Here is a 25,469-nt window from a genome sequence, read left to right as displayed (position 1 = left end):
AGAAATGAGTTTTATTCTTTTTATCCACCTACTTTCTGACACAAAATTTGCAAATCACTGCACAATACCCCTGGCAATAGGCGCTTCAGTTTCCCTAATTTACCACTTCCTTGCACCTGTAAGACTTGATAGTTTCCAAATTTATTTAGTAACCAAGTTAGTCTCTCTAGGGTAAAGTAGTGAATATGTCCGCCATCCCATTCTCGCATTTCCCAACATTTGACTGTTGATGTAATTGGCAATTTACCTACTAACAGTCCTAGGCGATGTTTAATATAAGCAATATTGGGAACATTAATTACTAAATACCCTTTTACTTTCGTCACTCTAGAAATTTCCTCAATTACAGTAAAAGGATCGAATACGTGTTCTAGAACCATTAAGATGGTAACAGCATCAAACATTTCATTCGGAAAGGGAAGAGATTCCGAATTGAGATTGTGCTGATAGGTACTCAACTTATCTTCCAAAAGTTTCCAGGTTGGATAAGCTACTATATCTATTCCAAAACCTTTGTTAAATAGATTTTGCAAAGTTACTAAATTGCTCAAATTCCCACAACCAACATCAAAGAAACTATCAAAAGGTGCATAAGGTGCCAGCATTTCATAAGCTAATTGAATCCTGGTTTTGCTCCCCCATGTTCCTGAAAAAGCTATCGGCTCAGGTATCGAGGCATTTTTCGCATACTCAACTGCATATTTTTCGTAAAATTTGATTGGCTCCATACAGTTTTGTGTTATTTTTAAGGTTTTTCTAAAATAATCAGATGTCCTCTGATTAAAAAATCCTCTACTGTTAAATGGGGGAACTTGGAAATTAGTTGTTTAAATAAAGGAGTGGAACGCAAGGAATTAGCTTTGATATTAAAGTCAACTATAACTGATTTTGTACGAAAACCCAATTGATTATAAAGTTCAAAATACTCTCGGCTCGAAAGTTTACTAAATAAATCTAATTCTATATAGCGGCCTCCATTTTGCAATTCAAAATCAGCATCTCGCAAATGGGTATGGTAATAATTTTGGTAGGCAACGGGATCGAGTAGCAAATGGTTGTATCCCTCCTCAATGCGATCGCGTCCTGAAAAGTGGTCTCCATTCCAACAGTACCACAGTGGTCCATAACTGGCATACATAACGCCTTGGCGACGCAGAAGGTTATACAGAGTTTTTAGTACACTTTCTAAGTCTCGGCAATGTTCAAACACCGCATCGCTGGAAATAATGTCAAACTCCCCTATATTTTTGGGATTGAGTTCAGCAATATCTGCTTGATGAAAACTTACTTTAGTTGGCAACCCAGCTTTAGCAACATACTCTTGAACTTTTTGCCAGCAAGCCCCAAAATTATATAAATCGATACCGACAATTTCTTTGGGTTTGAAGCGGAGATAAGATCCAAAATCCCAAGCAGTTCCACAACCAATTACAAGTATTCGGGAATTTTGAATCCGAAGATATCGATCCACCCAATGTCGCTTTGCTAATGTGGACATCCCTTTTGCGGGAAGTACCAAATCAATAGGATAGGGTTGCTGAGCAATTTTTTTTTATACAGTATTTTATAAAAAGGGCGGCGAATTAGATGGTCAGCAGCATCTCGAATGCGATCGCGAACAGAAGTCCCCAGATTAGGATCGAATGCAAAATCCACTGGCGAGAGATCGGTGGTATCGAGCATAATTATTGAAATTTTTGACTTATTTTCAGCAGTTGAGAAGGCCGCTTGAGAAAAATATCAAGTAAGTTATAACCCTTGTCTCTGTATATGCTGAGAAAGTTTGCCATATCTAGCCATTCTTGATGTGATCGCAACCACTTGTCATACAGTTCATACTTAGCATAATTGCCTAAATCTTTCCATCCCTGATTAAAATGGAGCCATAACCGGATTATCTGATAACAAAATGGTAGAACTGTGGCTACAACGACTAGCCGCCGAATCTGCTTAAGAATGCAACGAGGTACTAATTCTCCCAACGATTTGTCATAAACAAAGTGTAAAGTACGCAGAGAGCCTCGTCCTCGCAATTGACTTTCGATAGTTTCTGCATCTTCCGGCATTACTGTAGTAACTTTATACTCAAAGTCAAAGCAAATATTGGCTCCTATTCGTTGTAGGTCAAAAACGAACTCTGTATCTTCGCCTGCTAAGATAGCTAGAGGATACCCAGTCGGAAAACCTTGAGTTTTGAAGAAAGTTGAACGACGGACAGAAAAGCCTTCCGTCCAAACTTTTCGGCGATAGACATGGGTTAAATAGATAGCATAGCGATAACGGGGATATGGATGCTGAGTGTTAGTAATTGTTAGACCAACTCCGAAGGCATCACAATCTTCGTCTTTATATTTTTTTCGTAAATATTCGCAAAAATTAGGTGGCAAGCTGACATCAGCATTCAGAATTACCACCACTTCAGATGAGGAAAGTTTTATGCCTAAATTACGAGCCGAAGATCGTCCTAAGAGACTGCTGCGGTGAATTAACTTTACCTTCTCGCCAAAAGTATCTGCAACTAATTGGTCGGTGCCATCAGAGGAATCATCTACAACGATAACTTCTGTAAATGGTGAACTCTGATTAAATATGCTTTTAAGCGTATCGATCAAATCTTGACCCTCATTATACGAGGGAATTACGATGCCAATGCTTATATCTTTGGACATACGGAATTACGCACAACAGTCAAAAAAAAACCGTGTCTAAGATGTGCTTAAAACTAATATCTATGACACGAGGCAGTATAAGCGATCGCTCGTCACCAGGTAGCCGGGAGTCAGGGAACAGAAAAACACTCCGCCACTGGTTTTAAGAATCCGAGCAACAAGGCGATCGCCTCATAAAGCCTTCCCTACTGACATCAAAACTTGCAGGTAGCGTTAACCTGCTCCAAAAGCCGCATTCAATAGTGCAGCCAGGACGGATTGAATTGCCAGCAGCTCATCGGGAGGCTCGCTCAAAAATACGCCACTACTGGAGTTGATGAGAGCATTGTAGGCTTCAACAGCCGCCGCCAGCCTAACCGCATCGACCCTACCATTTGTTGTTAGCCCTTGCAAATTGGCAACCACGTTACGAGCTAGGGTCGGATTAATGCCTTCAGTAGCATTCACCAGACCGCTTTCTAGCTGGCTAGCGCTAGCAGCAACATTTCCAGTCCCCGTCAAAACGTTCCCCAAGCTGTTGTTTGCGGTCTGGGAGTTGACTGAGGCTGCTGCCTGATTGACAGCAGAGGCGATCGCCTCCGTTCTGAAAGCGAGTCTTCCCCGTCCGCCTCTGTCGGGTATGAAGGCTCCGTTGACAACGTCGCTAGTCGTCATAATCGGGCCGGTGACATCTGAACTGAAGCCGGGAGTTTGAGCAAATGCTGTTTCCGAAAACAGTAGAGAAGAACCTAAAGCTAAACCTAAACTGAGATTTAAAGAAAGACGTTTGATGTTCATGGCTTTTGTTTTGCGAGCAAAGAACTTAGAAAGTAATGCCGTAACCGACGCCTAGGATGAAACGCGCCCCATCACCAGCATTTCCAGTTACATCAGCAAGCGCTGGAGTGATGATCAGCGGTATATTCTCGAACGGGGCGATCGAAGCACCCACATTCAAATCTTGACCGCTCCATTCGGCAATGACAGATATCGGCTGAGCGACGCGCACACCAATACTGCCAAACGGATTGACCGAGTCTCTACCAGCCACAATATCAGGTACTGACCGAAAGCGACCCCCGCCCAAACCCACAGAGGCAGTAACCGAGGGGGTGAAACCTGCCGTTGTCTGCGATCCTAGCGGAAAAACTTTACTGACGACACCATAAACGGTGCTGTATCCCGGATCGGGATTTCCAAAGGTATCGATATTTTCCACCCCAACCGCTACAGCTAGGTCATTGGCAAACTGACGGTGAATCTTGAAGCTAATCCCACCATCTTCAAAGCTATCATCGCCGAAGAGGTCATAAATTGAGATAACTCCTTCTACACCCACTGCTTTGCGAGCATCGCCCAGACCGATACCTGCGGCGATTACCCCGTCTGCCTTATTGCTGTTGCGAGTTCTTTCTTGGAAGCCCCCTCCGATAAAAGCCTGACCCCGGTCAGCCCCGAAAGCCGTGGGTGTTGTAATACTGGAATTTCCTCCAATTAAGCGCCGTAGCTGTTCTACTATCGGTGGTGCAGGAAGTCGATACTGTTGGCGCAAGGCTGCAACTTGTTCTGCTGTAGGGGGAGGCGGTGTTGTCGCAACTGGTTCGTAGCCAACAACGTAACGAGCGGCAACATCCGTTGCTGGAATCTGAGGCGCTTGCCCCGCATTCACTAAAGCTTGGTAAATAAACGCCGCCACGTCAGCACGAGTGGCTAACTGATTGGGATTTAACAGCGCCACATCTGGATAGTTGACAACCAGTTGATTTTGTGAGGCAGCCGCAATACTGGTACGAGCATAACTAGGAATGCTGCCAGCATCCTGAAATAAACCATTTAAAATCGAGGCGGTGTCTGCTGTTGGAGACAGGTTAAGTCCACTGACCAAAGATACCAAGACTTGGACACGGGGGATATTTTGATTCGGTTGGAAAACCTGGTTGGGGTATCCTTCTAAAAATCCTGTCTGATAAGCTTCCTGAATGGCTGTGTAACCCCAGTAATTGGCAGGCACATCCACAAAATCGATCGCTTGGCGAGTGGCAGGTCTTTGAAAAGCCTTCCGGATCATGGCGGCAAACTGAGCGCGTGTCACCGGCTCGTCAGGGCGGAAGGAGCCATCTGGAAAGCCTACGATCACATCTCGCTGTGCGAGTGCTTCAATAAAAGTCTGCGCCCAGCTACCCTGTACATCGGGGAAGGTGCTAGCTTGAGCCAATTGCGATGGCGTCCTGACAGCTCCAGGTTGTTGTACACTGCTTCCTGGGATAGCTGGATTGCGAATCGCTGGCAGCGAAGAGCTAGAACGTGTGGTGGTTGGAGGAGGATTGTTAGAACGCAGCGCCTCAGCCCCTAGCATCGTTTTTAAGAGTGCGTCACCCATTGAACCGCTACCCTTGGCTGGTGCTGAAGCGTTCCCGTTGGTAGAACTTGCCTTCGTGGTAGCCAGACTGGCAGCCGCATAGAGGAGCGTACTGCCCAAAAAGATGGAACTTAGTAGGATGTTTACCCGGTACCACAATTTCTTTTTGCTGGCACTGACACGATTCCTACCTGTTGCTGGCGTCATAACCTTATCCTCCTCATACCCAAAAATTCCTTGCCACCTCAAAGGTACACGAGTTTGGGAAAATTACGTTGGTGATTAAAATTTATAGTGCAACTTTTTACGGATTGTATCCGTCAATGGCGTGACTTTGTGTAACGAGGTTTAACAGAATTTGGAATGGAGAGTGCTAAGTTGAGCGCCAAAAGGCATCGTGAAACAAGCTGTAATTTTTGGACGAAGAGCGTTGGTTTTCCGACACTGGCTACCCGAACCGTTGCGGGGTTCACGCTCCTTAGCGTTACGACCCTGATGATTTTACCTCCATCTGCGATCGCGCAACTCCCCGGATTGCGACCTTCTGCTGCCCCAGCAGGAACATCTGTAAGGCGTGGAGCGGATGCCCCGTATACTCTAGGAGCAGGCGATCGCGTCCGGCTGGATATTTTTGAGGTTCCCGAATATAGCGGTGAGTACCAAGTGCTAATCGATGGCACGCTCAACCTGCCAATCATTGGCAGCGTATCCGTTCAGGATCTAAGCCTCGAAAGAGCAACCAGTGAAATCTCCAGTAGATATGCTCGTTACATCCGACGACCCCTACTAACCCTGACGCTGTTGGCACCCCGTCCGGTCAAAATCGCAGTCGCTGGGGAAGTCAATCGTCCGGGTTCCTACACCGTTAACCTCACCGAAGGCACGCAATTTCCCACCGTTACGCAAGCAGTGCAATTGGCTGGAGGCATTACCCAAGCCGCCAACATCCGCCAAGTAGAACTGCGCCGCCTTTCACCCGGTTCCTCGGATGTCATCGCCGTCAATCTCTGGGAATTACTCAACAACGGCGATTTGAGTCAAGACCTCACTTTGCGAGATGGAGACTCGCTGTTTATCCCCACCAGCCCCCAAATCAACGCCGATGAATCCCGTACCCTAGCGGATGCCAGCTTTGCACCCCAAAACACTGGGCCGATCAAAATTGTCGTGGTCGGAGAAGTCTCCCGTCCAGGGCCTTATATCGTGTCACCAACCACCGTTGCCACTGCAAATACTCCCCCTGAGGCGAATAGGGCTGCGTCTTCCAGCAGCACTCCTGCCACGGTGACACAAGCCATTCAAGTCGCTGGAGGAATTACCCCCTTAGCGGATATTCGCCAGGTTCAAATCCGTCGTTCCGCCCGTTCGGGTCCCGAAAAAGTCCTTGATATCAACCTCTGGCAACTTTTACAGTCTGGGGATGTCACTCAAGATGTCATCTTGCAGGAAGGAGATACCGTGGTGGTGCCCACTGCCAGCAATATCGACCCCTCTGAGGTACCGCAAATCGCGACAGCTAGTTTCTCTCCCAATATCATTCGGGTCAATGTAGTCGGGGAAGTTGCCAATGCAGGGACGATTGAAGTGCCACCCAATACGACCTTGAATCAAGCGGTTTTGGCAGCCGGAGGATTTAACAATCGTGCCCGGAGGAGTTCGGTAGAGTTGATTCGTCTCAACGCCAACGGCACTATTTCTAAGCGGAACGTCCAGGTCAATTTTGCTCAGGGCATCAACGATCAAAACAATCCGATTTTACGAAATAATGACGTGGTGGTGGTGAACCGCTCTAACCTCGCTAATTTCTCAGACACACTGGGGACGGTGTTGAGTCCGCTGGGAGGAGTTTTCAGCTTATTCAACTTCTTTAGAATCTTTGAGTAGAAACGTGGCTAGCTAGGTCTGGAGAGCCGCAATCAAGAGCTGAGGAAAAAATTTGGTCGTTGGGATCTAGCATCCTGCACGTTGATGGTACAAAATGAGGCAAGAACCAGGAATATCTCTGGCGATCGCGTCAACCAAGCCAACAAGGTGCAGGGGTCTAGATGGAAGCGGGGCAATTTTCTCAACCGTCATCGCCGAAAGGGAATGGCAAGCAATTCCAGCCATTGCCGCTAACCGACGAAACTCAGTTTCTGGAAAACAGCCAGGACGACTTGAATGCTCGTCAGCTCTTGAATGTGGTGCGTCGCCGTGCTTTGGTGATTGCGGGAGTGGCGATCGTTGTCACGACTGGAATCGGCTTATGGACATTCAGCCAGACACCCAAGTATGAAGGAAAGTTTCAACTCCTAGTGGAACCCGTCACGGCTGAAAATAAGCTGACTAAACTCACTCAATTGCAGGCAATCGAGCCAGCTCTAAACGACTCTAGTCTGGATTACGAAACTCAAATTAAAGTTTTACTCAGTTCCGAACGGATGGCGGCATTCATCGCTCAGATCCAAAATCGCTATCCCGATATCAACTATGAGTCACTAATTCTTGAAAACAACCTGACAATTACCCAGTTAGATAAAACAAAAATTTTAGAAGTACGTTACAGAGATACCAATCCCGATAAAATTAAGTACGTATTATTTGAGTTGGCTAAAGTTTACCTGAGATACAGTCTTCAGGAGCGGCAAACTAACCTCAACCAGGGAATTAAGTTTGTAGACGGTCAACTTCCTGGACTTCAGCAACGGGTGGACAAACTCCAGGGACAACTGCAAGCATTTCGGCAACGGTACAACATCCTCGATCCGGAAGAACAAGCCAAACAACTTGCCACCCTGGTGTCTAATGTTGAGGAACAAAAACTCGATAACCAACTAAAACATAATGAAGTCCGGTCGCTGTATGTAACGCTACAAAAACAGTTAGGGCTACCCCCCAATCAAGCGATCGCTGCCGCAGCTCTCTCGGAAGCACCGCGCTACCAACAGTTACTCAATAAACTTAAGGAAGTCGAAACAAAGCTTGCCACCGAGTCAGCCCGGTTTCTGGAAGAAAGCCCCACGATTCAGTCACTCAAAGAGCAGCAGCAAAATTTGCTGCCCCTGTTGCAACAAGAAGCGGCGGCAGTATTAGGAAATAATCTATCTGGTCTCAGCGAACGGCAATATTTGTCTTCCCCCAGCACGGTACGCCTGGAGCTGATTCAGCAATTTGTGGATGCGGCAAACCAAGTGCAGGTTCTGGAAGTTCGCGGCAATGCGATCGCGCAAGCCGAAAAGCGCTTAAATCAACAAGTTAGACTACTGCCCCTGATTGCCCGTCAGTACACAGATTTACAGCGGGAACTCAACGTCGCAACCGAGAGTTTAAACCGCTTTCTAGCCGTTCGGGAAACCTTGCAAATTGAAGCAGCACAGAAAGCTCTCCCCTGGCAGCTGATCGCCAAACCCCAAAAGCCAGAAGATCCCATCTTTCCCAAGCCAAAGCGAAATCTGATATTAGGCGCGATCGCTGGGGTACTGTTAGGGGTGGCATCTGCCTTATTAGCAGAGCGACTCGACAATGTCTTCCACTCCCCCGAAGAACTCAAAGACAGCACCCGACTGCCCATTCTCGGCTTGATTCCCCATCACAAAGAACTCAAGCTATTCAAACCCATCGCAGAACTCACCAACTTCGCCCAGCCAAATGGAAACGGAGCCTCAGCCAAAAACCAAAACGGAGATACCCCATCCAAAGAGCGTGCCACCACTCGCAAAGCTAGCTGGTACAATGCTTCTCCCTTCTTAGAATCCTTCCGTTCTCTCCATACCAATATTCGTTTTCTCGGTTCTGATACCCCCATCCACTCGCTAGTGGTTAGCTCAGCCTCCCCAGGCGATGGTAAATCCACTGTTTCCGTACACCTAGCGCAGGCGGCTGCGGCAATGGGGCAGCGAGTTTTGCTGGTAGATGCTGATTTACGGCGTCCTCAGGTTCATAACGTCCTCGGTTTAGAGAATCACCAGGGACTGAGCAACGTCATTGCCACAGGTCTAACTCCCAGAGAAGCTATCCAACGCTTGCCCTCCTGGGACAATCTCTACGTGCTAACTGCTGGACAAATCCCACCAGATCCCACTAGACTGCTTTCCTCTAAGCGAATGCAGTATTTGATGGAGCAGTTGAACGCTGTTTTTGACTTAGTAATTTATGACACCCCACCGATACTGGGTCTGGCAGATGGCAGACTCCTGGCTGTCCATACCAATGGCGTGATCATGGTAGCGAGACTGGGCAAAACTGATCGCTCTATCCTGCTACAAGCGATAGATGCATTAAAAATCTCTAGTGCCCCCGTCTTGGGTATGGTTGCCAACGGTGTGAGAAGAAACGCCGGTGGATCGTACTATTACTACGATCGCTACTACACTTCTAACCAAGAATCAGAAGTAGAAAATGCCAAAAAACTTTTGCAAAAGAAACTTGGATTGCGCTAGGCGTTAGTGATTAATTGTTAAGGATGAGCCATTAGTTTCTAGTCATTAAAAACTAATGACTAGAAACTAATGGCTCACAACTAAAGGCTACGTCCCATAAAAAGAGCGATACCACTCAACAAAACGGGGAATTCCAACCTCAATGGATGTACTAGGCTTGAAGCCAACATCTCTTTGTAAATCACTAATATCGGCATAAGTTTCAGGAACATCCCCCGGTTGCATTGGCAGCATATTTTTCACTGCCTTCATACCCAGACAATCTTCCAAAACCTCAATAAAGCGCCCTAATTCAACCGGCGTATTATTGCCAATATTGTAAATTTTATAAGGTGCGGCACTCACTCCTGGATCGGAGTCAGTTCCTGTTAAATCAGGATTTGGCTGTGGAATTTTATCAGCTACTCGTAAAACTCCTTCTGCAATGTCATCAATGTAGGTAAAATCGCGCCGCATCTTACCATGATTAAAAACATCAATCGGACGCCCTTCTAAAATGGCTTTGGTAAACAAAAACATCGCCATATCTGGACGACCCCACGGCCCATACACTGTAAAAAAGCGCAAGCCAGTCGTTGGTAAACCATACAAATGACTGTAGGTATGTGCCATCAGTTCATTTGCCTTTTTACTAGCTGCATACAAGCTGACCGGATGGTCTACATTGTCATGTACCGAAAAGGGCATTTTCTTATTTGCCCCATAAACCGAACTAGAAGAGGCAAATACCAAATGTTTAACTTGCGAATGCCGACAACCCTCCAAGATATTCATAAATCCCACCAAATTGCTATCGACATAAGCATGGGGATTTTGCAGAGAGTAACGTACACCGGCCTGGGCAGCCATGTGTAGCACTCGTTCAATCTGGGAATTCGCGAATAACTCAGCGATTCCTTGACGGTCAGCCAATTCAAGTTTGGAAAACTGAAAATTATTTTTTTTCTTCAGTTGCTCCAGACGAGCTTGTTTTAAATTGACATCATAATAATCATTGAGATTATCGATGCCAATGACCTCTTGTCCTCTATCCAGCAGCAATTTACATAAGTAAAAACCAACAAAACCAGCGGCACCAGTCACTAAAATTTTCCCCATATTTTTGTTTCTACTCGCTGTTAGCAGGTTAGTAATTGATGTACCGTCATTGACAAATAATCGCGATGAGCGCGACAAATCCAAAGGCGTTCAAGTCCAAAGTCTAGCCCAACTACTCAGGGAAATGCCATAGTTCCGTACAAGCTGCACTGGTAACGCCAAGGGTTCATGTGCCCTTACAACCCCACCAAACTCATGAAAGCTGCCTTGAGGTTATACAGGATACCTCAAGGCAGCTAGCCGGGAGAATTTTGTTGATGAGAGCGAAAAGCGCTCCTCGCGTAGCGTGCGGCGCGTGTACCCGCACTCCTCGCATAGCGTATGCTGCTAAATGCGGCTAATCCTTCACCTGCTATCTGCTGCCTAGGAGACGCTCCTGCTTTCCTGAAACAGGGAACTATCCCAGCCGTGCCTAGTCTGATGAAAAGCTTTAAGTTTAATTCTGCTTAATGTCGGATTACAGGGTTTGTCTATTCTGTTTCATTTTGCCCTTCTAACTGAGTCTGTCACCTTACGTATGGTAATCACTCACCTGCACAAATTTTTAACAACCCCAACTGCCAAAACTTCTAAATCTCAGATGATATTTTGGTTTACTTTAAGCTTAACTTTCGCCCTCATTTATAGTTTTTTAGGACTCAAGCAGGCTTTTAGTAGCTCTTATGTTGTGCAAGATGATGCACGGGTATATGTGTTTTGGATGCAGCGATTTGTAGACTCAGGCTTGTTTCCGAATGATTTCATTGCCGACTATTTTCAAGCCATAACCCCCTCTGGATATGCTACTTTTTATCGACTAATAGCATTTGTGGGGATTGAGCCACTTGGCTTGAGTAAATTACTACCAGTCTTTTTGACACTACTGACAACCGCCTACGGTTTTGCAGTCTGCATGGAAATATTTCCGGTACCCACAGTGGGATTTATTAGCACGCTGCTGCTCAATCAAAATCTCTCTATGAGGGATGATTTAGTTTCTAGCACTCCCCGGTCTTTTATTTATTTGTTTTTTCTAGCCTTTTTGTACTATTTGCTGCGGCGCTCTTTATTTTTATGTCTAGGCGCGATCGCTTTGGCTGGATTGTTTTATCCCCCGTTGTTGTTCATTTTAGCCGGAATCTTAATCTTGCGACTGTGGCGCTGGGACGGACAGCGACCCCTTCTATCTAAGAATCGGCTTGATTATCTGTTCGGCGCTACTGGGCTGGGACTTTGCCTGCTAGCGATCTTGCCCTATGCCTTGAAATCTGCTGAAGTTGGCCCAGCGATCGCAGGGATGGAGCTAAGATCGTTACCAGCATTTTCTCAAACAGGAAGAATTCCGTTTTTTGATAACAATAATCCCCTAGGGTTTTGGCTGTTTGGACAACATAGTGGTCTTCTGCCTAATGTGTTTGAACATCCCCTATCTCTGATGGGATTGTTATTGCCAATTCTGATGCGATATCCCGATAAGTTCCCTTTAATTAGGCAAGTTACCAGCAACGTGATAATTTTGCCTCAGATTGCGCTAGGCTCTTTCGGGATATTTGTGGCTGCTCATGCCATGCTCTACAAGCTTTTTGCTCCTGCCCGTTACACGCGATATAGCTTCAAATTGGTGATGATATTGAGCGCAGGAATCGTGTTATTAGCGCTCCTAGATTCAGCTTTTCAGTGGGCAAGTCAGCAGGATGAATTTTTTATCCGGCGGCAGTTTACCGCCTTAGGGTTAACAACTCTACTAGGAACAATCTTGGTTTTTTATCCATACCTGTTGGAGAAATTCCCAAACAGTAATTACGTGGTTGGAAAGGCACCAGCACTATATGAATTCTTTCAAAAACAACCTAAAGACACTCTCATTGCTTCCTTATCAGAAGAGGTAGATAACCTACCTACTTTTTCAAACAGAGCTATTTTAGTCGGCTGGGAATATGCAAATCCTTATCACGTGGAATACGAACGTGAAATTCGCAAACGAGCTACCGATTTAATCCACACTCAGTACACTCAAGATTTTGCAGAAATAAAAAATTTTATTCAAGCCTATGGTGTAGATTTTTTCTTGCTGGATCGAGCTGCATTTACCCCTAAATATATCGCCAGCAATCCTTGGTTTATACAGTGGCAACCGCTAGCGAAAGAGGTTTTAGGAATGCTGGAGCGGGGAAGTATTCCAGCTATGTCTGGTTTGATGCAACGCTGTTCGGTTTTGGAGACAGGGGAGCTGGTTGTACTGGAAGCCAAATGTATGATTAAAGCTACCCCCGATTAAATACTACTGAAATCATTTCAACTTAAGGTAGTTACAAGTAAAGGGTAGTCAGTGGCGATTGGCTGCGATCGCGAACTGACAAGTCAGCACTTCGCGATCGCAGCCAATCTTCTCTAACCCAAAATTGGGAATCAAAAATCTAAAATGGTATGAGTTTTAGGCAATTGACAGATTGGTGAAACATATCAGCGCCGCTCAAGTCTGTTTGATTATGCCTTGAGCGTAGGATTCTGGTGTCACCGACGCGATCGCAAGCAGACCCTTTCAAAGCAAGTCTCATTCTGAGTACGCGAGTGTGGGAAAATTCCCACAGATGATACAGGTGTGGTGTAAGGAACAGATGTAAGGACCAGAGTTGACACTTACAGAGGACAAGCCGATAGTATTCATCGGTAGAAGCCTGCAATCATGTCTCAAGAAACCCTCGTTACCGCCGTTGCTAGTTTTCTATGAAGAACTCCCCAAATTCGGGTAATGAAACAGCAGCTACCCGTTCCAATCGGCGTCTATGGGTACTCTTAAGCCGCACCGGCCTTGGGCTGGGAATTATCCTGCTGCTTAGTACAATTGGCGGGGTCTGGTGGGCGTGGGTTTTTGTCCACCAGCGGTTAGCACCGCTGGTTGAAGAAAATCTCAGTCAAACGCTGGAACGACCCGTGCAGCTAGGGAAAGTCGAAGGCTTTTCCATCAACAATCTAAGCTTCGGTGCCTCCTCGATCCCAGCCACGCCCACTGACCCCGACCGCGCCTCGGTAGAGGCTGTAAACGTGGTTTTCGATCCGATGGCGCTGCTCTTTAGACGGACTTTGCAGCTAGATATTACCCTGGTCAACCCTGATATTTACGTTGAACAGGACAAAGAAGGACGCTGGGTTTCTACTGAACTGAAGTCAGAAGAACCAACTGGGCCGATTACGACGGATATTCAAAGCATTCGGGTTCAAAACGCGGACGTTGTGCTGGTACCAACGCCCAAAATCGTAGAGAGGAAAAAAGGCAGCCAGGAAGCAAGAGGAAATGTAGATGCAACGCTGCCCTCTCAAAATACCCCGCGTAGTAATACTCAAGACACGCTCCCTAAAGGGGACGCCCTCCTTCCGAGAGCAGAGAGGAGGGGGGTGCCAGTCGCTTTTCATCAGGTAGGGGGTACGGTTCGCTTTTTCGATAAAAACCAGCGAATTCACTTTGATGTCAGCGCTCAATCTCAAGTTAAACCTGTCGGGGCACCGACACAAAGTGTCCCTCAAAAACAGCAGACCAATTCAACGGCTGCACCCATCCAAAGCCGCCTCAAAATTTCCGGTGAACACCGCGTGCCAACCGGACAAACAAACCTGCAAGTTCAAGCACAGAACCTGAGTGCAGTCGATGTCGATCGTTTAGCTAAGCTGCCAATAAACTTTCAGGCGGGACTGTTGGATGGCAACCTAGAAGTCCGATTTCAAAATGAAGAGCGAGCCACATTTCTGGGAACAGCTATCCTCAAAAATGTCCAAGCGCAGGTTGCAGAGGTGCCGCGACCGTTTAGTAATGCCAACGGACTCGTGCGATTCAACGGATATGCGATCGCGCTGGAAAATGTCAGCGCTCTTTACGGTCAGGTTCCCGCAGTTGCTAATGGGGTTATCGATACCCAGGAAGAAAAGGGTGGGTACAACATTGCCGCCCAAGTCAAATCGGTTGCGATCGCAACTGCCCTCGATACTCTCAAAGTAGAGTCGCCCTTCCCCGTAACTGGAAAAGTCCGCGTTGACTTGCAGCTCAAGGGAGCGCTGGAAAAGCCCATCATCTCAGGAACCGTCGCCACTCTCCAGCCCACCGAAAAAGTGCCCCTAATCGTAGATAAGGTAAACTTTCGCGGGATTAGCGGTCAATTTCAGATGATCGATTCCCTCCTCACCATTACCAACATCCGTGCCTTGCCTAGCGTGGGTGGCAGACTGGCGGGTAATGGTCGCATTCAGATGGGCGACCAAGGGGGGTTGGTATTCGATGTCGTCGGTCAAGATATTCCAGGGGATGCCGTTGCCCAGATTTACGGCGTCAAGCCGACCAATATCCAGATCGGCACCGTAGCTGCCAAAGCACAGCTCTTTGGCACCACCGGCAACCTCCAGACCGTCGTGCAAGTTCAAGCACCCCAAGCCACCTACCCAGGCAGTGGAGAAGTCATCGTTACTCAGGATAAAACCTACTTCCGCAACACAACTCTGAGGGTCGGGGCAGGCACCGTCAATGTCAAAGGTCAGGTGGCAGAGGGTCGCTGGGAGGCGGCAGGCGTTGCCGATGATGTTCAACTGGCGCGTTTGACAGAACTCCCGCCACAGTTGCAGTCAGCCCAGGCAGATGGGAGTTTTTATCTAGCGGGAAGTGTCGATTCCTTCAAACCGGAAACGGTTCGCGGCACCGCTCAGGCGAACGTCCGGGTTGCTGGCGGCACCGTCAAGGCCTCAAAAATTGCCCTAAATGCAGGGCGCTGGGAAGCGTCCGGTCAAGCTTCTAGTGTCCAGTTGGCGCAGCTAGCACCACAACTGCCGCCGCAATTCCGAAATCAAACTGCAAATGGTTCTTTTAACTTATCCGGAAGTCTAGCTGCTTTCACCCCCGAAACCATTAGCGGCACCGCATCGGTTCAACTGAATATTGGTGGGGGCAGCGTCAATGCCTCAAATGTCCGGCTTAACAACGGTCGTTGGCAAGCGTCTGGGCAAGCGTCTGGCGTTCAATTGGCAACGGTTTTGCCCGAATCACCCGTCCAAGGTCGGCTGAACAATGGTTCCTTCAACCTGTCAGGAAGTCTGGCGGCTTTCACCCCGGAAACGATTAGCGGGACTGCCCAAGGAAATCTTCAGGTTGGCGGTGGTCGTGTCAGTGCCACCAACGTACAGCTTGGCAACGGTCGCTGGCAAGCATCTGGGCAAGCGTCTGGCGTCCAGTTGGCAAAACTATTTCCCGAACTGCCACCGCAATTCCAAGGTCAGCTGAATAACGGTTCCTTTAAAGTCGCCGGAAGTCTGGAAAATGTCAGTCCTGAAACCATTACCGGAGAAGCTTCTGGGCGTCTCAATCTTGGCGGGGGCACCGTTACCGCCTCGAATATCCAATTTAACAACGGTCGCTGGCAAGCTCGCGGACAAGCATCTGGAGTGCAACTGGCACGGGTATTTCCCCAATCGTCCCAATTTCAAGGTCGCCTGAATAACAGTTCCTTTAATGTGTCGGGAAGTCTGGCGGCTTTTACCCCGGAAACGCTTAGCGGTACGATTTCTGGAAGTTTGAATGTGGGCGGGGGTAGCGTCAGCGACGCTAATGTAGACTTTGGCAACGGTCGCTGGCAAGCTCGCGGGCAAGCGTCAGAGATTCAGTTGGCAACTTTATTTCCCGAACTGCCACCGCAATTCCAAGGTCAGCTGAATAATGGTTCGTTTAATGTGTCGGGAAGTTTGGTGGCGTTTGGCCCGGAAACGCTTAGCGGCACGGCTTCTGGAAATCTGAACTTGGGCGGAGGCAGCGTCAGTGCCACTAATGTGCAGTTTGGCAATGGTCGCTGGCAAGCGTCTGGTGAGGCGTCCAATATCCAACTTGCTAGCGTGTTTCCCCAATCGCCCCAATTCCAAGGTCAGTTGAATAATGGTTCTTTTAACCTATCGGGAAGTTTGGCGGCGTTTGGCCCGGAAAGTATTGTCGGCACAGCGTCTGGAAATCTGAATTTGGGTGAGGGAAGCGTCAGTGATGCCAATGTACAGTTCGGCAACGGTCGCTGGCAAGCATCTGGCAAGGCGGATGGGGTAGAGCTGGCAAAAGTATTTCCCCAGTTGCCACCGCAATTCCAAGGTCAGCTCAATAATAGTTCCTTCAACCTGTCCGGCAGTTTAGCTGCCTTCACCCCGACAACCCTGAACGGCACGATTTCCGGAACTTTGAATGTGGGAGATGGCTCCATCACTGCCTCAAATGTCCAACTCCAAGACGGACGCTTTGCGGGTTCGATTTCTGCCAACAATGTTGACCTGGAGCAGCTTGTCGCAGCATTACCGGATTCCGTGCCGGTTCCAGCGCTGCGAGGACGGGTGAGTGGCAACGTTGATGCTTCTGGGTCGCTGACTGCTGTGAATCCGGCAGCTATCCGAGCAACCGGACAGTTGCGTGTCGAGGATTTTGCCGCCAATGACTTGGTGTTCGACCCCGTTCTCACCGGGCAAATCAATTTAGTCCCCGGACAGGCTAGTAGCGTTGAGCTAGCAGGCAATCAACAAGACAGGATTTCGCTGGTGTTGTCGCCTAACTATCAACCCGTCTCTTTTTTAGTGAAGCGTGATGAGGTGTTGGCGCAAGGCAACCGAGATGGGGATTTATTAGTGGTGGATGTACAAAACGTTCCGCTCAAACTGTTGAAAGATTTAGCTCCCCGAAATGCTTTAGCAAGTCTACCGCCAGCGATCGCATCCCAACCCATCGAAGGTAAACTTTCTGGAGACTTTATCCTGAATCTCGCCAATTTTAATGTTGCTGGGAATAATGTAGCGATCGCGCAACCCGTCCTTGGCAATATTAAAGGCGATTTGCTGACAATCGGCAGTTTCCGTTATGCCGATGGTACCGCTACCTTGGCTGGGGGAGAGTTCCGCCAAGGCGAAAGTCTATACGCCCTCGCCGGTAGCGCCACTCAAACCTCTAGCGGCCCCGAACTAAAAGGTTCGCTGAAAGTGGCTCAAGGAAAAATACAAAACGTCCTCCCCCTCCTGCAAATCTTTGATTTACAAGACCTGGCAAGAGGCGGACAACCCCCCACCTATGCCAGCGCCGCCGAGGTTCGACCCCAACCCGTCGGTCAACCCAATGCTACCCTACAAGCTCAACTGCGCCGTTTGTCGGAAATAGAAGCCATCCTTGCCGCCCAGCAAGAGGAACGCGAAGCTTCACCCATCCCCGAACTCAAAGACCTCACCGGCAATTTCTCCGGCGAAGTCAACGTGGCGGCTTCCCCTAGACAAGGCATTAACCTCGACTTTGATTTCGGCGGAAATAACTGGAAGTGGGGCACAGACGACCAGCCAAATCGTCTCTACACTGCCGATAATGTGATTCTCAAAGGCAGCTTCCAAAACGGCGTCCTCACCCTTCTGCCCTTACGAATTGAGTCTGAGGAAACGCTGCTTGCCTTCACCGGCACCCTTGGCGGCGCAGAACAAAGCGGTCAGTTGCGCCTGAGAAATGTCCCAGTCGCCCCACTCCAAGAGTTTGCCAATTTGCCAGTCGATATCACCGGGAATCTCAATGGAACCGCAACCCTTGCAGGCAGCATCAACAATCCTCAAGCCATCGGCGAACTAACTCTCACTGATGGCACGCTGAACCAAACCGCTGTCCAAGCAGCGCGGGGTAGTTTTCGATACACGAATGCCCGTCTGACCTTCAGCAGCACCATCGCCACTGCCGAAGCTGGGGAGCCGGGAAGCCCGGAAGCTGGGGAGAATCCGCCCAATACTCAGGCTCCAACAACGCCTAGTACCCCATCTCCAATCGCCATCCCCCCAACGACTCAAATCACCGGCAGCATTCCCTTTTACCAGTTGCCCTTTGCCTCCGTCGCACCCGATAACAACCAACTCAGCCTGGATTTGAACGTTCAAAATGAGGGACTCTCTCTACTCAACCTGCTCTCGCGTTCTGCCGTCACCTGGGTGGATGGTACCGGACAGGTGCAACTCAACGTTCGGGGTACGGTTAACCCCAGCACAGGCGGATTAAATCAGCTTGTCGCTAACGGGATTGCGACTGTTGATGATGCCACTATCGAAGCCCAAGCTTTGCCCGAACCGCTCACCGATGTCAACGGGAGGGTCTTATTTAACTTTGACCGCATCCAAGTAGAAAACTTCCGGGGTAACTTTAGCGGCGGTGAAGTGGTCGTCTCCGGTGCCATCCCCATTTCAGGCACAGGTCAAGGAACAGGGGAAAAACTCACAGTTAGCCTCGACGAGTTAGCTTTAAATCTGAAAGGGTTATACTCAGGCGGCGTCAACGGCAACGTGGAGATTAGTGGCTCGGCTTTCAATCCGCAAATTGGGGGTGAAGTGCGACTTGCTGATGGTCGGGTGCTGATAGGAGAGACGGCAGGGGAAGGCACAAGTGGAACAGGTTCACCCAGTGGCGGTACCGGAACCCCCTCCTCCCCAACGTCTAACGAGCAACCCTTCACTCCTGCATTTAATAACCTGCAACTGACTCTAGGCAAAAGCGTCGAAATCAGCCGCCCACCGCTACTGAGTTTCCAAGCGACTGGTGGCTTTACTCTCAATGGCACCCTGGATGAGCCTCAGCCAAAGGGCACGATTCGTCTAACGAGGGGTCAGGTGAATCTATTTACCACTCAGTTCCGCTTGGCACGCGGCTACGAACACACGGCTGAGTTTACCCCCAGTGATGGACTTGACCCGGTTCTGGATATTCGGCTGGTGGCATCTGTTTCCGAAGTGACTCGCAGCCGGATTGCGGACACAAGCGCCACAGGGATTGTGAGTAGCGAAATTAGCGATGTTCCCGCTACCAATTTGGGGGCGTTACAAACGGTTCGCATTCAAGCCAGAGCCACAGGTTCGGCAAGTCAATTGGCAGATAATTTGGAGCTAACCAGCAATCCGCCTCGCAGCGAGAGCGAAATTGTCGCCCTTTTGGGTGGCGGCTTTGTGGAAACGCTGGGTCGAGGAGATACCACATTAGGACTCGCAAACTTGGCAGGTTCGGCGCTGTTAACACCTTTCCAAAATGTGGTGGGAGATGCGTTGGGATTGAGCGAATTTCGTTTGTTCCCCACGGTGGTTAGAGATGAAAAATCTCGTACTTCAACGCTGGGTCTGGCGGCAGAGCTTGGGGTTGCTGTCACTCCCAAGCTTTCTGCCTCTGTATCGAAGATTCTGACGGCTGATGAGCCTCCTGAGTTTGGTGTCACTTATCGAGTGAATAATGAAATTCTGCTGAGAGGTGGCACCGATTTGTCTGGGGAAACCAGGGGTGTTATCGAGTATGAAAAGCGCTTCTAAGAAGTGAGGGCTGAAGGCTAAGGAGTGAGTGATGACTATCGAGAGAATTGCCAACGACCTAGCTGTACTGCGTTGAGTCTTGCAATATATTTCTCCAAGTTAAAAGAAGACTCCATTTCTCTGTGGGGGAGAGTTTCTTCAATGACAAGCGGCAAACCCAACATTGCCGCAGACGTATTCACTAGACAGTTGCCCAAATTCGTGGCATCGTAGCCACCTTCTAACAACAGCAGGTAATGCCCACCCAAGGAGGCGATCGCTTCTGCGACTAAACGGGTTAGGTTGTAGTAAAGTTGGGCACTCAGGCACAAGCCTGCGCCAGGATCGTATAGGTAAAGATGATTGATATCATCGAAGTGTCCATCAAACCCCGCTGATACAATCACGATATCGGGTTTAGCCTGGGCAATCAGAGCCGGGATGATACTTTGGAACAACGCCCAATACTCCTCATCTGCTAGCTTCGCGGGTAGCGGCAGGTTAATAATGTTACCTTGTGCGCCAATATCCTCCAGATTGCCGGTTTGCGGGTAAAGCTCTGCGCCGAATTGGTGGAGGGAGCAAAAAATGATACGCGGGTCGTCCTGTACGATATCTTGGGTGCCATCTCCGTGATGCAAGTCCCAATCCAAGATTAAAACACGCTCTACACCCCCTTTTTTTAAGCAATACTTGGCTGCGATCGCTGCATTATTAAATAAGCAGAAACCACCCGCTTTTTCGCGTCCGGCGTGGTGTCCAGGCGGACGGTTTAAGCACAAAGCGCTTTGAATCTGCCCGGACAAAATGCCCTTGAGGGCGCTAATTCCTGCCCCAGCGGAAATCAAGGCGGTTTTGTAAGAGCCGGGGCTTACATAGGTAGACTCAGCCAAATACCCGCCAGCCGCACTGATTGCCCGGACTTGAGCAATGTATTCCGATGTGTGTACCGCCTGTAAATCCTCTTCCGTTGCCGATTCTGGCTCAAGAAGAGTCATCTGCTGGCTTAACCCAAAACCCCTCAGCGCTGCCATTACGGCTGTCAGGCGACTACTGGATTCCGGGTGGGGAACCGGACTAACGACTGGGTAAGGAAACTGAATTTGGTCTAACGTGTAAACTGGGTCAAGCAAATCTTGCCCCGCTACCCGGTGATATAAATTATTTCCTTCGACCCTAATTTGACCAGGATCGTGTATAGCAAATTCAGGCGTATAAATTAGGGCAGTTGGCAACATTTCGGTTATTGGTTATTCGTTATTAGTCATGAGTCCTCCACTAACAACTAATGACTTTTCATCGATTACCCATTTTCTCGAAAATGCACCTTAAATCCTTGTTTATCAGACTTTTTATGAAGCGATTAATCTAGTCTATACAGTTTTTGCCTACGAAAGCTTCTCTAAACAAGTCAGTTTTGGATTTCCCTTAATTTTGAGGAAAAACAGTATTTTTTCTAAAATTACTTTCTGACTGGTTGGAATGACCGAAGTTTGCTATCGGCTTGCCGTTGATGATGCTTCCCAAAAAGTAGATGAACTGGATTATACAGCAGCAAAGATGATAAAAATGAGGCATTCTAGCGCATATCGACGTGTAGAAATACTATCGTTCGCATATCAAGGGATTGGGAGGAAATTAGTTGATTTTGCCATTCAAAAGGCAGATTCAGAAGGCAAGAAATTTTTACAGTGATATCCCTCAAATCATCCTAACCACGTCCTTGCACAGCTTCTCTACGATAAATGAGGATTTTGGATGATTGGTGAAGAACTGTTAAGGGAGCCGGTTCAAAAAAAATATACCGCGAGGTAGAAATATAAGATTTCCCGACACTTTTAGTGGGTAAAACTCTAATTAGTATCTTAAGCTACGAATACAGGGAGCCATGTATGGGGGCTTAATAATAAGTATTATTAAGTTTATAAGAATTAATGAAGCCGCTCCCGGTTGAAGGTTGGCGACGGTAGGGAAGGATTTTAAATTCACCCCTACATTTATATACCTGCAATTTATAACTACCGAGGTATATTTTCTTTCGCCATACATGCATCGCGCTCCAAACCTATGCATAGGCGGCAACTACACCTGTTTCATACGGTTGTGCCCACTGCGATCGCTATCAGGGTAGAGATACATTGTTAATTAAGCAAGTACATAAAAGTTTATGCATGGGGAAATGCCACTTCACCCATCGCCTAAACAGCTCGGTAGAGGAAAGTTGCTATGTTTCAACATTTCACAGACAAAGCCGTTAGGGTAATCATGCTATCCCAGGAAGAGGCACGTCGCCTGGGACACAACCTCGTGGGCACCGAGCAACTCCTTTTAGGATTAATTGCAGAAGGCACGGGTGTGGCGGCAAAAGTCCTGATCGATCAAGGCATCACCCTCCAAGCATGCCGGATTGAGGTAGAAAAAATTATTGGTCGAGGATCTCGCTTTGTACCTTCTGAAATTCCCTTTACCCCTAAGGTGAAGCGTGTTTTCGAGCAAGCTTTTGTCGAAGCAAAGGCTTTCGGACATAACTATATAGGCCCGGAACACCTGCTACTAGGGCTGATTCAAGAAGGGGAAGGAGTTGCCGCAAAAGTGCTGCAAAACCTGAACGCTAACCCCGATAACCTCCGTACCGCCGTGATTCGGATGTTGGGAGAAGTCACAGCCGTCTCTGCGGGTAGTGGAGAAGATCGTTCGACATCCGGACGTGGCGATCGCAAAACCGCAACGTTAGATGAGTTCGGCACGAATCTGACGACACTCGCTGCACAAGGCAAGCTCGATCCGGTCGTTGGTCGCGCCAAAGAAATCGAACGCGCTATCCAGATATTAGCTCGCCGCACCAAGAGCAACCCGGTGTTGATTGGAGAGCCAGGAGTTGGTAAAACTGCGATCGCGGAAGGTTTAGCTCAGCGGATTGTGAATAAAGACGTTCCTGGCTTTTTGGAAGATAAGCAGGTGATCGGTCTGGATATGGGTTCGCTAATTGCGGGTACCAAATTCCGGGGCGAATTTGAAGAACGTCTCAAGAAAATTGTGGATGAAGTTCGGACATCGGGGAACGTCATTCTGGTCATTGACGAAGTGCATACCCTGATTGGTACGGGTTCAACCGAAGGTGGCATGGATGCGGCGAATATCCTCAAGCCAGCATTAGCGCGAGGCGAGTTGCAGTGCATGGGAATGACCACCCTGGACGAATACCGCAAGCATATTGAGCGAGATGCGGCTTTAGAACGTCGCTTCCAGCCGATTATGGTAGGCGCACCCAGCGTCAGTGAAACCATCGAGATTTTATTTGGTCTGCGCGATCGCTACGAGCAGCACCATAAAGTTAAAATCTCTGATGTTGCTCTGGTTGCAGCCGCCAGCTTGAGCGATCGCTACATCTCAGACCGTTACCTGCCGGATAAGGCAATTGACCTGATTGATGAAGCGGGTTCTCGCGTCCATCTGAGAAACAGCAAGTCTTCTGGTACTGGACAACTGAAGCGCGAACTGCGTGAAGTGACCAAAGAGAAAGAAGCGGTTGTGAAGGCTCAAGACTTTGATAAAGCGGGACAACTGCGCGATCGCGAGTTGGAGCTTGAGGCACAGTTGAAGGCGATTTCTGACAACAAAAAGACAGAAGTCATTAACCCCGAAGATTCCCCAGTTGTTAACGAAGAGGACATCGCTCAAATCGTTGCTTCCTGGACTGGAGTTCCTGTCAGCAAACTCACCGAATCCGAATCGGAATTGCTGCTGCACTTAGAAGATACCTTGCACCAGCGTCTCATCGGTCAAGAGGAAGCTGTCACCGCCGCCTCTAAGGCGATTCGCCGCGCCCGCGTTGGTCTAAAAGACCCCAACCGTCCCATCGCCAGCTTTATCTTCTCTGGCCCCACCGGAGTCGGTAAGACGGAACTTGCGAAATCCTTAGCTGCTTACTTCTTCGGTTCCGAAGAAGCCATGATCCGCCTGGATATGTCGGAATTCATGGAAAGCCACACGGTTTCCAAGCTGATTGGTTCGCCTCCTGGATACGTGGGATACGACGAAGGCGGTCAGTTAACTGAAGCAGTGCGTCGCAAGCCTTACACCGTGGTACTATTCGACGAAATCGAAAAAGCTCACCCCGATGTGTTCAATATGCTGCTGCAACTCTTGGATGACGGTCGCCTGACCGATGCTCAAGGTCGCACAGTAGACTTCAAGAACACCTTGATTATCATGACCTCCAACGTTGGTTCTAAAGTCATTGAGAAAGGCGGCGGCGGTTTAGGCTTCGAGGTAACTGACAATCAAGCTGAGGCGCAATACAACCACGTTCGCGCTTTGGTGAATGAAGAACTCAAGCAATACTTCCGTCCTGAGTTTCTCAATCGTCTCGACGAGATCATTGTCTTCCGTCAGTTGACGAAGGACGAAGTGAAGCAAATTTCTGTAATCATGCTGCGCGAAATCGCCGAACGCTTGACCGAACAGGGAATTACTTTGGAAGTAAGCGATCGCTTCAAAGACCGTGTCGTTACCGAAGGCTACAGTCCTGCTTACGGTGCAAGACCGCTGCGTCGGGCGATTATGCGACTCCTGGAAGACAACTTGGCTGAAGCCATGCTATCTGGCACCATTCAAGATGGAGACACAGCCATCATTGATGTTGACGATGACGGTCAGATTCAGGTAGTCAAATCCGAACAGCGAGAGTTACTTCCTGTCGCCTAAGGGCATGAGTTACCCAATTCATTAGCTAAGATTTAGCACTTTCATCCCCTGGCATTTCTGCCAGGGGATTTTTTTTGCAACCGTCCATTTCTGCTCAAAAAAGGCTGCTGGCGAGATGTAGCAATTAGAGCTAAAAATTTAAAATCCACAGAGGTTGGCGAGTCACAAGCGGGAGTTTCCGCGTCCTTGCGTCGTGGCGTTTAAGGAAACCAATCCAACTCTTATAAATATTTGTTGGGTTGACCGATGGTATGGGTTGCTGACAAGCGATACTTTCAGTGGGCTTCGCCAACGCATTCCCATGATGCACAGATGTGAATCCATGCCAAAATTCTATCTAGAATTGCAGGCGATCGCGTTCTGGAAAATCTAAGCAAAAAGGAATTTTTATGATTTCTGATTCAATTTTCTATACCTACATGGATAGCCCTCTGGGACGTATCTTAATCGCGCAAAACTCAGTTGGGCTAGTGGCAATAGACTTTCAAGAAGGACTGGCTGCAAAGTCTCCAGAAGCCACTTGGCATTTCCAAAAGAAGCTAGACGGTGACGCCGTTGATCAACTTCAGGCATATTTCAATGGCGAATTGTATCAATTCACGCTACCACTTGCCCCCATAGGTACGGTGTTTCAACAGCAGGTTTGGACAGCCCTACAGTCGATTCCTTACGGTCAAACGATATCTTATGGAGAACTGGCGAGAAAAATAGGATTGCCAACAGCAGCGCGTGCTGTGGGAGCAGCCAACGGTAAAAATCCTCTGTGTATTATTGTGCCTTGCCATCGTGTTATTGGCAGCAACGGCACACTTACAGGTTTTAGAGGTGGAGTCCGTCTTAAAGAAGGTTTACTAGAACTTGAGCGCAGACATAGCGCAAAATCTAATCGGCAATTGACAATGGCTTTAAGCAACAGTTAAAGACGTGATCGCATTTTTTTGTTTCTGGAAGACGTTTTTT

General features: G+C 48.3%; 15 protein-coding genes. 8 read left to right on the top strand and 7 right to left on the bottom strand.

Annotated features, from left to right (window positions below):
- Window positions 1-20: 20 nt before the first annotated feature.
- From H6H02_RS18415 to H6H02_RS18395, 5 genes are all read right to left on the bottom strand, one after another.
- Entirely contained in the window at window positions 21-728 is a 708-nt protein-coding gene (locus tag H6H02_RS18415; RefSeq protein ID WP_190820386.1) for a class I SAM-dependent methyltransferase, read from the bottom strand.
- A gap of 17 nt (window positions 729-745) precedes the next feature.
- Window positions 746-1,498 (bottom strand): class I SAM-dependent methyltransferase, encoded by a 753-nt coding sequence (locus H6H02_RS18410; protein ID WP_190820384.1) that lies wholly within the window; start codon window positions 1,496-1,498, stop codon window positions 746-748.
- 187 nt (window positions 1,499-1,685) lie between these two features.
- The gene (locus tag H6H02_RS18405) at window positions 1,686-2,669 is read right to left on the bottom strand and encodes a glycosyltransferase family 2 protein (protein ID WP_190820382.1); all 984 of its coding nucleotides are present in this window, start codon (window positions 2,667-2,669) and stop codon (window positions 1,686-1,688) included.
- Window positions 2,670-2,882: 213 nt separating this feature from the next.
- Window positions 2,883-3,446: a hypothetical protein gene (locus H6H02_RS18400; RefSeq protein WP_190820380.1), complete on the bottom strand. Its 564-nt coding sequence runs from the start codon at window positions 3,444-3,446 to the stop codon at window positions 2,883-2,885.
- A 25-nt stretch (window positions 3,447-3,471) separates the two neighbouring features.
- Window positions 3,472-5,214, bottom strand: a complete 1,743-nt coding sequence (locus tag H6H02_RS18395; protein ID WP_190820378.1) for an S-layer homology domain-containing protein — start codon at window positions 5,212-5,214, stop codon at window positions 3,472-3,474.
- A 156-nt stretch (window positions 5,215-5,370) separates the two neighbouring features.
- Here H6H02_RS18395 and H6H02_RS18390 point away from each other — a divergent pair, with 156 nt between their 5' ends.
- On the top strand, window positions 5,371-6,891 hold the full coding sequence (locus tag H6H02_RS18390) for an SLBB domain-containing protein (protein ID WP_190820375.1): 1,521 nt from the start codon (window positions 5,371-5,373) through the stop codon (window positions 6,889-6,891).
- Between the two features lie 161 nt (window positions 6,892-7,052).
- Window positions 7,053-9,425: a polysaccharide biosynthesis tyrosine autokinase gene (locus H6H02_RS18385; RefSeq protein WP_190820373.1), complete on the top strand. Its 2,373-nt coding sequence runs from the start codon at window positions 7,053-7,055 to the stop codon at window positions 9,423-9,425.
- An 87-nt stretch (window positions 9,426-9,512) separates the two neighbouring features.
- On the opposite strand, the gene H6H02_RS18380 is transcribed toward H6H02_RS18385, so the two are convergent.
- Window positions 9,513-10,523 (bottom strand): NAD-dependent epimerase, encoded by a 1,011-nt coding sequence (locus tag H6H02_RS18380; RefSeq protein ID WP_190820371.1) that lies wholly within the window; start codon window positions 10,521-10,523, stop codon window positions 9,513-9,515.
- Window positions 10,524-11,040: 517 nt separating this feature from the next.
- Between H6H02_RS18380 and H6H02_RS18375 the strand changes: the two genes are divergently transcribed.
- Both H6H02_RS18375 and H6H02_RS18370 read left to right on the top strand, forming a co-directional pair.
- Window positions 11,041-12,780, top strand: a complete 1,740-nt coding sequence (locus H6H02_RS18375; RefSeq protein ID WP_190820369.1) for a hypothetical protein — start codon at window positions 11,041-11,043, stop codon at window positions 12,778-12,780.
- A 449-nt stretch (window positions 12,781-13,229) separates the two neighbouring features.
- Window positions 13,230-19,823, top strand: coding sequence for a translocation/assembly module TamB (locus H6H02_RS18370; protein ID WP_190820365.1), 6,594 nt, complete (start codon window positions 13,230-13,232; stop codon window positions 19,821-19,823).
- A 35-nt stretch (window positions 19,824-19,858) separates the two neighbouring features.
- Here H6H02_RS18370 and H6H02_RS18365 read toward each other — a convergent pair whose 3' ends face one another.
- On the bottom strand, window positions 19,859-21,040 hold the full coding sequence (locus H6H02_RS18365; RefSeq protein WP_190820363.1) for a histone deacetylase: 1,182 nt from the start codon (window positions 21,038-21,040) through the stop codon (window positions 19,859-19,861).
- A 244-nt stretch (window positions 21,041-21,284) separates the two neighbouring features.
- Between H6H02_RS18365 and H6H02_RS18360 the strand changes: the two genes are divergently transcribed.
- The 4 genes from H6H02_RS18360 (at window position 21,285) to H6H02_RS18345 (ending at window position 25,429) form a co-directional block, all read left to right on the top strand.
- Window positions 21,285-21,497 carry a hypothetical protein gene (locus tag H6H02_RS18360; protein ID WP_190820360.1) on the top strand — a complete coding sequence of 71 codons (213 nt, stop codon included), beginning with the start codon at window positions 21,285-21,287 and terminating at the stop codon, window positions 21,495-21,497.
- A 531-nt stretch (window positions 21,498-22,028) separates the two neighbouring features.
- Window positions 22,029-24,509: an ATP-dependent Clp protease ATP-binding subunit gene (locus tag H6H02_RS18355; protein ID WP_190820358.1), complete on the top strand. Its 2,481-nt coding sequence runs from the start codon at window positions 22,029-22,031 to the stop codon at window positions 24,507-24,509.
- A gap of 154 nt (window positions 24,510-24,663) precedes the next feature.
- Complete coding sequence (locus H6H02_RS18350; RefSeq protein WP_190434901.1) at window positions 24,664-24,882, top strand: hypothetical protein; 219 nt, start codon at window positions 24,664-24,666, stop codon at window positions 24,880-24,882.
- A gap of 16 nt (window positions 24,883-24,898) precedes the next feature.
- A complete protein-coding gene (locus H6H02_RS18345) occupies window positions 24,899-25,429 on the top strand; it encodes a methylated-DNA--[protein]-cysteine S-methyltransferase (RefSeq protein ID WP_277879697.1) in 531 nt (176 codons plus the stop codon).
- The last annotated feature ends 40 nt before the right edge of the window (window positions 25,430-25,469 follow it).

Source organism: Coleofasciculus sp. FACHB-1120 (assembly GCF_014698845.1).
Lineage (GTDB): Bacteria > Cyanobacteriota > Cyanobacteriia > Cyanobacteriales > FACHB-T130 > FACHB-T130.
This window is presented reverse-complemented; position numbering and strand designations above follow the sequence as displayed.